Origin of the sequence: Bradyrhizobium oropedii (assembly GCF_020889685.1) — a bacterium.
GTDB classification, from domain to species: domain Bacteria; phylum Pseudomonadota; class Alphaproteobacteria; order Rhizobiales; family Xanthobacteraceae; genus Bradyrhizobium; species Bradyrhizobium oropedii.
Genome location: NZ_JACMYO010000007.1, coordinates 57,732 through 67,637, shown reverse-complemented (window position 1 = coordinate 67,637; position 9,906 = coordinate 57,732). Strand labels below are relative to the sequence as shown.

The window sequence follows — 9,906 nt, the reverse complement described above, 5'->3', positions numbered from 1 at the left end:
TGCGCGCGGCATACCTGCGATCTCTGGAGCAGGGCCCGCGCGCTCTTCATCGGAGGCCGAAATGCAAATCGGGTTCTTTGCCGGGTCGTTTGTCCTCCTTGTGGCTTTGATCTATGCCACGCTGAACTGTCACTATCGGGACAGACGAAAAGACAAGATCACCGACCAGATGGTTCGCGATCGGTTCAGCCCCGACGAGACCTGATCAATTCCGACTGCCCGATCTGCCGCGGTCCGGGATGGGTCTGTGAGAACCATCCGCACCTTGCCTCGATCCAAATGGCTGCATCTGCGGGGCGGGCGCGAGTGCAATATTCTTAAGTGATACGGATCAGGAGATTGAACAGCCCGACACCTCGAAGCCGATCGAGGAGCCGGGCTGAAATTTTCAAGTGGCTCTTGCACGCCTGCGTCAATCTGTCAGGGCGAGCGGCAGCTTCAACTGGATCGCTCCTGCCCTCAGGCTGCTTCGGCGTTCACCGCGGACACCGCGATCGAACTCAGCGTCTCGTCGGTCTTCTTTTCTTCGTTCAAGGTCTGATCGAGCAGTTTGACGGCATCCGGCATCTTGAGCTTGTCGGCCCAGGCTTTGAGTGTGCCATACCGCGAAATCTCATAATGCTCGACCGCCTGGGCGGCAGCAAGCAGACCCGCGTCCAGCGCGGGCGCGTCCGCGTACTCTTCCATGATCTCCTTGCCCTCGTCGAGGATGCCTTCGATGGCATCGCACTTCTTGCCGCGCGCAGGCTTGCCAAGGGTCTCGAAAATCTTTTCGAGGCGTTCGATCTGGCCTTCGGTCTCGTCGTGATGCTTCTCGAACGCCGCGCGGAGCTTGTCCGACGCAGCCGCCTTGGCCATCTTTGGCAGCGATTTGTAGATTTGCTTCTCGGCGTAATAGATGTCCTTGAGCGTATCGAGGAAGAGGGCACTGAGGTCTTTTTCTGCCATGGTCGGCTCCTTGGAAATACGGGTGCAGATCAACCCCTCCAACATACGACTCTGATCGCCGTTTCCTATTCTGACCGATGCGGCCCGCCGGAACGAGCCGATCGCTTCCGCCCTTGCGCGGCAGAAGATCGTGCCGCGCGACCGTTAAGTGCACTTTGTAACATAGCGAATCAGCATCGCCGGCCTTGCGCGAACGATCGCGATTGCGCGGTCGAAGGCGGCCAGGCACGTGGCTGATCTGTCGCAAGGCGGCTCAGGAACGAAGTCTTCCTGCTCTGGTTGACCGGTCTCTCAATGATGGAGATCCACGATGGATTGGAATCGGGTTGAAGGAAACTGGAAGCAGATGAAGGGGAAGGTGAAGGAGCAATGGGGCAAGCTGACCGATGATGACCTCGACGTCATCGCCGGCAAGCAGGACCAGCTCGAAGGCCGTCTCCAGCAGCGATATGGCTACGCCAAGGACCGAGCCCAGAAGGAGATCGACGACTGGTACGGCCGCCAGAAGTGGTGAAAGCAAAAGCCCCGCACGCGCGGGGCTTTCTTCTGGTGAGACTGATCTGCGCCGGACGGACTACTTGGCTTCCGGGACCCAGGTCGTGCTCGCCTTGTCATACTTGAAGCCTGGCGCCGACTTCAGACCGTCCTTGGTCTCGTTCAGGGTCAGCCACCATTTGTTATCCTTCTTCGCCGTCTTCACGGCGTTGAACGGAACGATGACATCCTTCTCTCCCGCCCCGAGGAAGCCGCCGACACCGATCACCAGGCCGTTGACCTTGCCGGACTTGTCGACCAGAACATCATCGATGTCGCCGATCTTGTTTTCCTTCGGATCGTACACCGACTGCTTGTAATAGTTGGTCACGGTCCAACTCTCGGCTGGAGCGGCCGACATCGTATCTGCGGCATGCGCCGCAGTCATCACTCCCGCCGCAACGATACATCCTGCAATGAGCTTAATCATTGTGTCTCCTCCATATGAGAAATTGTAACCTCACGCGTGTGGAGAAGTTCCTCGGCCGCGCGGATGCGAGACGTGCATCGCTGGCGGTCAGGACCTATGAAGTGCGTTGCAAGTCGAAGATGACCGGCAGGCCCGCTGCGCCGGAGAAGTCGGGGCTCTCATTCTGAATCAAGGCCAAGCAGCGTCCTCCTGTGCGTCGATATTTTTTTCACATCCATCACCTGACCGACAAGCGCGATGAGAACGGGCGAAGAGCGTCCCGACAGTCATGCTGCCCGGAAAGAGGCGACTGTCATGGCAGGGAAGATGTTGCAGGACGTCGACGGCAAGCTGAAGCCGGGTCACGACTGGCAGATGGAAGTCACTGACGAATTGTCCAAGCCGCTTTTCCGGTTGGTCATCTCAGCTCGGCGGCCGCGCTGAACATCATGTCGGGGTGAATCACGCGGCGAGCTACAGCATGGCTCCGGAAAAAGGATCGCGCCTTCGGTATTCGACTAAAGGTGAAGCCAAAGACCCCTCCAAAGACCTGTTGGGCTACGATCAATCCCCGGCTTGAAACGCCAATTTCAAGCCGGGCCCTTTCCATGCGGACGTCTTCGTGAGATCGCCTCCTCGCCGTCAATGAAGATGGCCGATCAGGTAGATGCCGCCGCCTACGACGATGATGGCCGGCACGATCCAAAGGATGATGACGGCCATCGCTTCCTCGTCTGCTAGTTGGAGCTGCAGACCTTGACGCTCTTCATGCCGGTCTCGGCCTCGGAGCGTGTCTTGTAGATCGTGCCTGACGGACCGACGACGGTGGTCGTCGTGTCGGTCGGCTTCTTGTCGACGATCGTGCATTTTTGCGTCTTCACGTCCTGCACGACGTAGAATTCGTCCGCTGCAAATGCCGGCGCGACGAAAGCGGCAAGCATCGATGCCGCAACAATTGCCTTAACGTTCATGTTGTCTCCTCCAATAGCCGTGTGAGACGGCGAAGGTGGAACGAGAAAAAATGGCAATGGTTCCTGGAGTCGAACCCTTGCCGGATCATCTCGAGCTTGACCGGAGTCGCGGCCTTGAGCCGCTTCCCTGGAGGATCGCCGAAGGGGCGGCCACCGCCAGGAAACGTCCGATAGGAACGGTCCGGTCGTTTGCGAAGTTAAGCGGGTGTTGTTCGTGGGAGGATTCGATGATGACTGCTGCGCAGTGCGATCAATTCGCAGGGCAGTACAGAAGCCTTTCTCAAGCGGGCGGCATTTCCAAGGATCGAGAATTTGTTCTGAAGAACATCGCCAGAAGCTTTAAGGGTCTAGCCAGCCAGCTGGACAGGCTGGCCGCCCTCGCGAGAGACGAGGCAAGCCAGGCCGCGTCAATTGTTGGCCCGAGATGACGCGGCGGGTCGAGAAAAAGGCCGCGCAGAAAAAGAAAGTCAGGAAAGACGGCTTCGAGTTGCTGGCCGGGCGGTAGATGTTGTCCGAAGCGTTCGCTGCTCAGCGTTCGCTGCTCAGACCCGGCGTCGCCAGGAGAACGAGTTGGATCGTATCGACCTCGTGCTTCTCGTCACGTCGCTGCTGTTATTGTTCACCGCGGCGCTGGTCGTCGTCATGTCCGAGGCGCCTTTTTAACAGCCACTCCATTGATGGAAAACTTGGCCTGGCGTGCCCGCTCGCGCCGAGCCGTTTCTTTTGCGTGCGCGCTTGAGGGAGACACAGCATGGATCGTTAACCGAGTGAAGCCGCCACATAAGGCGGCCACACCGTCCGCGCTGTTCGGCTTCCTGCGCCAGTTTGCTCCATTCGGCAGCGGCGCGGAGCCATGCTTCCTTGTCGAGGGGACTAACGGCGCGTTCCGCTTGCAGCCGGTACTCTTCGGCCTGTGCGCGGAATCGTGCGATCTCTTGATGATCGGACATGCACATCGGAAGTTGGAAGTTCAAGCGCACAACGCGGCCAGGCTGAATAATGCCTGGCGACGTTGGCACTCAAACTGGAAACTGCAATCCTCCAGCACAAGGGATACGGCCGAGACTCGGCAAAGTTGCTATTCCAAAAGCGGTACTCAAGGTTCGCAATGTCGGAGCCGCGAACGCGCCGTTACGAAACCGCAACGCGGCTTTGGTCAGATTGTCGTCGGCTTAGCCTGCGGGGCAGACCACCAGTGCTAGTCAGGCGGGGTCACTCCGTTACGTGGCCGAGTGCCCGCTCGGGCGCCGGCGCACGCCGGAAGAATTCGCAGCGCGGGGCTATTCGGGTAGCGAGAGCCCGGGAGAAGCCAGCCATGCAGTCATGTGAGCAGCGGCATCGTGTTGCCGGGCTTGCTCCAATACAGCCTCTTTCTCGATCCCCGGAGGCAGCTCGTTGGCGCGCTGCCTCAGCTGTTGCGCTTCGAGATTCAATCTCTCTTCAAGGGACAAAACCTGCTTAACGCGCCGTCGTTGCTGCTTCATCTCTGCTCTTTCCCACAACGCAAAATGACTGACCTAAAAACGGGAGTCATAACGCCGCGGGATCGGCCGGGTTCCTGGGATTGCGAATCGGGCTTGGCGGCGGCGCCCAGTGCCCGCTCGACCTCATCGGCCAGCGCGCGGTGACGCGCTGCGAGTTTGGCGAACAGCCCTTTCTTTCAGATGCGTGGATCGACCCTGGCGGATGAATGCCGCGAGAGAACGGAGCGGTGCCGCACGAATGCGGACAAGGCACGGTGCGGATAAGGCACGGAGCGAATTCGATGCAGCAACATGGTTGGACCTCGCCGCCGATTGGCTGAAGCTGGCCGAAGCCCTGGAGCAGGAGGACGGCCCGCCATGGAAACAGTAAGGCCGCCTCATGCCACCGCGCCGGGTCGGGATGCTCATCGCTTGCCGGGATGTTTCGCCACAGTCGCCTTGGCCCTGGCGATCGCCTCTTGAGTGCTTTGGAAGGTCTGCGTTCTAATCGTTGGGCCGCCGGCAAGGGGTGTGATTTCAACCAAATAGCCGCCGCCTCGTTGTTCGACGATGACTAGTCGATGCCCTTGATACTCGATCTCGTCGACTGGCATTTTCAAACTCGTCATCGGTCGGCGCCTTCCGAAAGGCTGCTCGGCGCCGCGAGGTACGCCGCAGCACCGGGCATTCCTCCGGAGGTGCTTCGTGCTGAGGAGCCGGGAGGTTTTGATTCGACTCTGCGGGGTGCGGTTCGTTCCAAGAGGATCTATTGCGAAGGCCCCGGATCATGTCGCAGCTTGTATCGATGTTTCAGGCGCTCTTCAGTCGTCCGCACGGCATAATGGATACGATCGAGATCGGCACCTTCCCTCGCGCTTACGACGAGCGTCCATGTGACGCCGGCATGTTCGAGATGAACCGAGACCACATATTTAGCGCCGGGAAAGGCTCGAATTTCCTGCAGGGCAGTCAACTCCAGGTCCTTTGCCAAAATCAGCGTTTTGACCACCGTAGCGCTCCCGGCCAGATGGGGAATCAACTGGTGGTAAAAACGCATGTTCCTTCTGCGCCTCGAAGCGACGGAATGACGCCGGCGCCCCGACGCGGTCGCAGTCAGGACATTCGGCCGCAAGGATAGGCTACGTCGATTCACATAGGTGATTTCCCGAACATGAATTCTCCCCGATGATTTCGAGCGCTGGGGAGGAGGGCGAAGCTGTTTCATTTCGTATTGTTTGAAACCCAGTAGGCCGTTGATCTCACAGTCAGCGGCCTTCTTGTTGAGGATATTCAAACCAGGAAAGGCGCGAGCCGCACCGGTAGCCGGTCATCCGCTGTCGTGTGCATCGCGATAGGCCGCACCGTACGGACTAAGTCGGCAGGGTCGGCAGGCCTGCTAGGCGCCAGAAAAAGAAAAGCATGCCGATGCCCTCTTCACTGCTGCTACACTGCTCCAAGCAGAACCCAGCGGGGTCTCAGCTCGGTGACCTCAGGCCGGGCGAAGTCAGCCACTCGGTCAGATGGGCGGCTGTCTCGTCCTGCCGAGCCTTGCGAAGCAGCGACTCGCGCTCGCGGCCGAGAGGGAGGGCTTTCGCCGTCTCACGCAGATCGTATGCCTCTTGGGTGAGCCGCAGTTCCAACGATTGGGTTTGAGGCACGCGACGACGCCGTTTGGTCATGGCGCTGCTCCCTTGTTTTGCAGGCGGGAGCACGACAGTCTCTCAGCCACCGACGCCTACGGGCTACGCCTCGGCCGGTGATGTGTGCAAACGGTTCGGTTCAGGAAAGGTTGCTATAAGTCGGAAACCGGACTCACAAGTCCGTGAGATCGATGGCGGCGCGTATCCAGGTGTCGCGCCTTATTTGCTGACAGGTTTGACTTCCAACGTAACCGCAACTTCGAGAAACGGCGGATCGCCGTCGTCTCGGACGTGGATTGCGACGTGGCCTTGCAAGTGCCGATGACCGAGATCGCGAGCAATCACCCCAAGCGTTTCCAACGCCTCTCGCTTCGCTGCTTCCCGGCTCGGAAATTCCGCGCCGGTCTCATCGACCGAGGTCCCGCCATCGTCGAGGAAGTCGAAATAAAATCGTGGCATAATGAGAAATGTGCGGAACCAAAGGAGGTTCCTAATTTTTTCTCGCGCCCTCGAAGGTTGCGAGAGGCAGTCCCTCCTCATTCCTGACTGTCAGCGTGCGTCCGGTTAGCGCGGCAATCCGTCGACCGATGTCGAGTGCAGTTTCCTCGTCTGTCAGATCGAGAACGATGACAGATGTTGAGGAAAGGCCGGCGCCCGAAACCGCGAAGTTGGCAGGTCTTTTCTCGTACATGACTATCTCGGCGGCTGCAGTCCGGGCGAGGAGATCCACTCGTCCAGATGCGATGCCGTATCGGCCTGCCGCGCCCTGCGGAGCAGGTCCTCTTTCTCGGCGCAAGGGGGCAAGAGGGCAGCATCCTCGCGCGCTTCCTGTGCGTAGGAGGTCAGCCGCTCTTGAAGAGTTAGTATTTGCTTGAAACGACGCCGCTCTGTCATGGCGCAACTCCCCTTGCCGGGCGGGAGCGCAACTGGCGTTCTCATCACTGATAGATGCCGATGGCGGGGCAGTGATGGGGGAAGTAGATTCCTCTTATGTCGGGTTGTCGACTTAATTCTTCGCGGACAGCGATAAAGAATTAGGAGCTGGTTCGCTTCAGCAACTCGTAACACTCGCACGAATGACGCTGCAGGGCGAGGCGATTGAGTATTTGCATTTTCCCGCGCGAATAAGTGATCGTTCCCTTCTTTTGAAGGGTTTTGGCGGTATCCGTGATCGTGGTGCGGCGCACCCCGAGCATCTGGGAGAGCAATTCCTGTTTGAGATCGAATTGGTCGCTCTCTGCCCGGTCAGCAGTATGGAGCAACCAGCGACAGAAGCGCTCCTCGACGAGGTGAAGCGAGTTGCAGGCGGCAGTGATCCGGGCCTGATCGAGCAATACGTCAGCATTCTTGAGGCATAATTCCGCCAGCACGGCACTGCTTGCCAGGACCTCCCGGAAGTCTTTCATCGAAATCCTCAAGGCTCGCACGGGCAACTGCGCGACGACCCGGACCAGCGACATTTGTGAGCCAAGGCCGGCGCGGGCACCGATCAAGCCTTCCCTCCCGACGACGGAGGTCTCAGCCATCCGCCCGTCACTCAGGACAACCAGGAGCGAGAGCATGCCCGATAGCGGGAAGTAAGTGTCCCTGACTTCCTCGTGCTCGTTCTGGATGACTTTGCCCTGAGCGAACTCCACGACATGCAACTTCGCGGTCATCGATTGCAAGTCCCGAGGAGGGAGAAGTGCCAGGAGTTCGTTGCGAAGCGGATTGTCCATGCTGCGCACCTTTCGCCCGATCGGTCGGGCAGGTCCGCAGTGGGTAGGCAACGCTCCGAAGGCGTCCCACGGAATAGGATATGGAGAATCAAATCAGGCCGGACCGATCCGTTCCAATGGTTCCTATTGTAAGACATCCGCCATGACCATCGTTGCGCAGGGGCAGCGTGCTTTTTGAATCTGGCCGGCGCCGAGCGGAGCTCCATGGGTGCGATCGGCACCCGCCTTTCCCTGCGCCCTCTGTGTGAGGAGGGCGGTCGAGATGCAAAGCTCGGGCGAATCATGTCGCGAGAATGCGAACGTATGGCTCACTGGCCGTGCCACACATTCGGTGCCGTCCCTGCGAAAGCAAGGACCCATAACCACAAATAGTTATCGTTGAACGACGCCGGAACGACGATTCCCGTTCACAACATCCGCCGCGGCGTATGGGTCCCTGCTTTCGCAGGGACGACAGTTGTGTATGTGGCGCAACCAACGGCAAGCCTCACCCGTTCGCGGTCTTCACCACCACGAGATTCTCGTCCGCTGCCGGCGGGTGGCGCTTGAGGTGATCGCGGCGCAGCGCGATCTCGTCGCGGACCAGCTCGTAGCCGAGCTTGAATGTGTCCATCCCGTCGCCGGAAACAGTGCCGTCGCGCAGGCCGATCACCGCGCCGCGCAGGATCGCCTCGAGCTCGTCCTGCAATGCGTCGAGGTCGTCGGCGCAGGTGGTATGCGCGACGCGCTCGCCGATGTCGAGGATCCGGCCCGCCAGTTCGCTGGCCTTCTCCGGCGCGACGCGGGTGATCTTGGTGTAAATCGCGGCGAAGATCGAGCCGATGATGCTGAGCGCGGCCGCGGCGAGATACATCACGTCGCTGTAGCGATCCATGAACGACTTGGTGTCGTCGTTGATGTATTCGGCCGCGCCCTGATGCGCGACGATGAAGGCGTCCTTGTCGGTCGCCGCGGGCTCGATCTTGGAGGCGAAGCCGTCGTCGAGCACGAGCTCGGACTTGTTCTCGTAGACGATGCGCGCGAGCTCGGCGGCCGTCGTCGTGGACATCGAGGATTGCGCCACCAGCAGCCATTCCAGCCCGATGGTGTCGACCTCGTCGTCGGGAATCGCCGGCGCGGATGACAGCATGCCGGTCGAGACGGTTTCCTCCGATATTGCCGGGTATTTGCGCGCCAGCGCCTTGGCCGCGTCGATCGCATTCAAAGTGAAGCCGCCGGAGCGCTTGGCATATTGCTCGTAGGCCTTGTCCTTGACGATCTTCGAGGCATGCTCGATCGCAACCACGGCGCCAAAACCCGAAGCGAACAGTTTGTCGAACGGCGTGTTCGGCGGCGCCTGCTGCACTCGCTGCGCCGCATCCGGGCTGTCGGAAATCTCCAGCGCGCCGCGGACGAAATTCACGCTGTTCTCGCCGTCGCCGATCACCGCGATCCGCTTCTTCTTGAGCTCCGCCAGCGACTTGATCTTCTTGCCGCCGGGGCTGAGCACCAGCACCACATCATGCTCGAGGATCGCGACGGCGCGGGCGCGCGGCGGCACCTTTGCATCGGTGCGCAGGATGGCAAGCGTCGCGTCGCGGCGATCGAACTGCGCCAGCGCCTTGGCGTTGTCGGGGTTCGGCGCGATCTTCAGCCGCAGCCGCGACGAATTGGCCTTCAGCACGGCCGCGAGCTTGGCGGCGAACCTGGCCTCCGGGCCATTGGCATCGCCGACCGCGAACACCAGCGTTTCCGAATCGCGCAGCCAGAGGCGGCCGCCGACCACGGTGATCGCGCTCAAGAGCAGCGTCAGCAGGGTGAAGATGATGATCTGCGCACGGTTGCTCTTGGCGACCGGTGGGCGTGGCCGTGGCGGCATCGGCGAAGGCGCGGGGGCTTCGGCGCTCATGGCTTATCACCTGGCTCATCACCCGTCCGGGACGGCCCGCCGCCCGCAATCCAATCGGCGCCGCGCTGCCCGGTGAATCCGTAAATGACTATAAAAGAAAGAAAATTTTCTATGCTGCCGACGATATACCTCCCCGGAGGGAATGCAAACCGGCCCGCCGGCCGTAACCTCAATCTCGGTTGGTCTGCGCCGCGATGCCACATGACCATCGCCACTATCGACGCCCCAACCCAGATGTGATTTTCGAGAGAGCCGCAGGTGCATTCCGCCGCCGGAGATGTCATAAATGAGACACGCTTGGTTTTGCGGAATTGTGCTGACGGCCTGACCCGGAT

Annotated in this window: 15 protein-coding genes; 4 read left to right on the top strand and 11 right to left on the bottom strand. The window is 60.1% G+C overall.

The window, feature by feature from the left end; translation table 11 throughout:
- Nucleotides 1-61 precede the first annotated feature (61 nt).
- A complete protein-coding gene (locus H8A95_RS03980) occupies nt 62-205 on the top strand; it encodes a hypothetical protein (protein WP_229181977.1) in 144 nt (47 codons plus the stop codon).
- 254 nt (nt 206-459) lie between these two features.
- Here H8A95_RS03980 and H8A95_RS03975 read toward each other — a convergent pair whose 3' ends face one another.
- Nucleotides 460-948 carry a YciE/YciF ferroxidase family protein gene (locus tag H8A95_RS03975; RefSeq protein WP_229181975.1) on the bottom strand — a complete coding sequence of 163 codons (489 nt, stop codon included), beginning with the start codon at nt 946-948 and terminating at the stop codon, nt 460-462.
- A gap of 310 nt (nt 949-1,258) precedes the next feature.
- Here H8A95_RS03975 and H8A95_RS03970 point away from each other — a divergent pair, with 310 nt between their 5' ends.
- Entirely contained in the window at nt 1,259-1,462 is a 204-nt protein-coding gene (locus H8A95_RS03970; protein WP_229181973.1) for a CsbD family protein, read from the top strand.
- Between the two features lie 60 nt (nt 1,463-1,522).
- Here the strand turns inward: H8A95_RS03970 and H8A95_RS03965 are convergent, their stop codons facing one another.
- Complete coding sequence (locus tag H8A95_RS03965) at nt 1,523-1,912, bottom strand: PRC-barrel domain-containing protein (RefSeq protein ID WP_229181971.1); 390 nt, start codon at nt 1,910-1,912, stop codon at nt 1,523-1,525.
- A 237-nt stretch (nt 1,913-2,149) separates the two neighbouring features.
- Between H8A95_RS03965 and H8A95_RS43705 the strand changes: the two genes are divergently transcribed.
- Nucleotides 2,150-2,335 (top strand): DUF6894 family protein, encoded by a 186-nt coding sequence (locus H8A95_RS43705; protein WP_420839327.1) that lies wholly within the window; start codon nt 2,150-2,152, stop codon nt 2,333-2,335.
- Nucleotides 2,336-2,628: 293 nt separating this feature from the next.
- Here the strand turns inward: H8A95_RS43705 and H8A95_RS03960 are convergent, their stop codons facing one another.
- Entirely contained in the window at nt 2,629-2,862 is a 234-nt protein-coding gene (locus H8A95_RS03960; RefSeq protein ID WP_229181969.1) for a hypothetical protein, read from the bottom strand.
- Nucleotides 2,863-3,089: 227 nt separating this feature from the next.
- Here H8A95_RS03960 and H8A95_RS03955 point away from each other — a divergent pair, with 227 nt between their 5' ends.
- Nucleotides 3,090-3,290: a hypothetical protein gene (locus H8A95_RS03955; RefSeq protein ID WP_229181968.1), complete on the top strand. Its 201-nt coding sequence runs from the start codon at nt 3,090-3,092 to the stop codon at nt 3,288-3,290.
- 852 nt (nt 3,291-4,142) lie between these two features.
- Here H8A95_RS03955 and H8A95_RS03950 read toward each other — a convergent pair.
- The 8 genes from H8A95_RS03950 to H8A95_RS03910 all read right to left on the bottom strand — a co-directional run bounded on the left by H8A95_RS03950 (nt 4,143) and on the right by H8A95_RS03910 (nt 9,571).
- Complete coding sequence (locus tag H8A95_RS03950) at nt 4,143-4,346, bottom strand: hypothetical protein (RefSeq protein ID WP_229181966.1); 204 nt, start codon at nt 4,344-4,346, stop codon at nt 4,143-4,145.
- A 404-nt stretch (nt 4,347-4,750) separates the two neighbouring features.
- A complete protein-coding gene (locus H8A95_RS03945) occupies nt 4,751-4,954 on the bottom strand; it encodes a hypothetical protein (RefSeq protein ID WP_229181965.1) in 204 nt (67 codons plus the stop codon).
- A 137-nt stretch (nt 4,955-5,091) separates the two neighbouring features.
- Complete coding sequence (locus H8A95_RS03940) at nt 5,092-5,382, bottom strand: hypothetical protein (RefSeq protein WP_229181963.1); 291 nt, start codon at nt 5,380-5,382, stop codon at nt 5,092-5,094.
- 418 nt (nt 5,383-5,800) lie between these two features.
- Entirely contained in the window at nt 5,801-6,004 is a 204-nt protein-coding gene (locus tag H8A95_RS03935) for a hypothetical protein (protein ID WP_229181962.1), read from the bottom strand.
- Nucleotides 6,005-6,184: 180 nt separating this feature from the next.
- On the bottom strand, nt 6,185-6,424 hold the full coding sequence (locus tag H8A95_RS03930) for a DUF6894 family protein (protein WP_229181960.1): 240 nt from the start codon (nt 6,422-6,424) through the stop codon (nt 6,185-6,187).
- A 31-nt stretch (nt 6,425-6,455) separates the two neighbouring features.
- Nucleotides 6,456-6,656, bottom strand: coding sequence for a hypothetical protein (locus H8A95_RS03925; protein WP_229181958.1), 201 nt, complete (start codon nt 6,654-6,656; stop codon nt 6,456-6,458).
- A gap of 343 nt (nt 6,657-6,999) precedes the next feature.
- The gene (locus H8A95_RS03915) at nt 7,000-7,683 is read right to left on the bottom strand and encodes a Crp/Fnr family transcriptional regulator (RefSeq protein ID WP_229181954.1); all 684 of its coding nucleotides are present in this window, start codon (nt 7,681-7,683) and stop codon (nt 7,000-7,002) included.
- 487 nt (nt 7,684-8,170) lie between these two features.
- Nucleotides 8,171-9,571 (bottom strand): TAXI family TRAP transporter solute-binding subunit, encoded by a 1,401-nt coding sequence (locus tag H8A95_RS03910; protein ID WP_229181952.1) that lies wholly within the window; start codon nt 9,569-9,571, stop codon nt 8,171-8,173.
- Nucleotides 9,572-9,906: the final 335 nt, after the last annotated feature.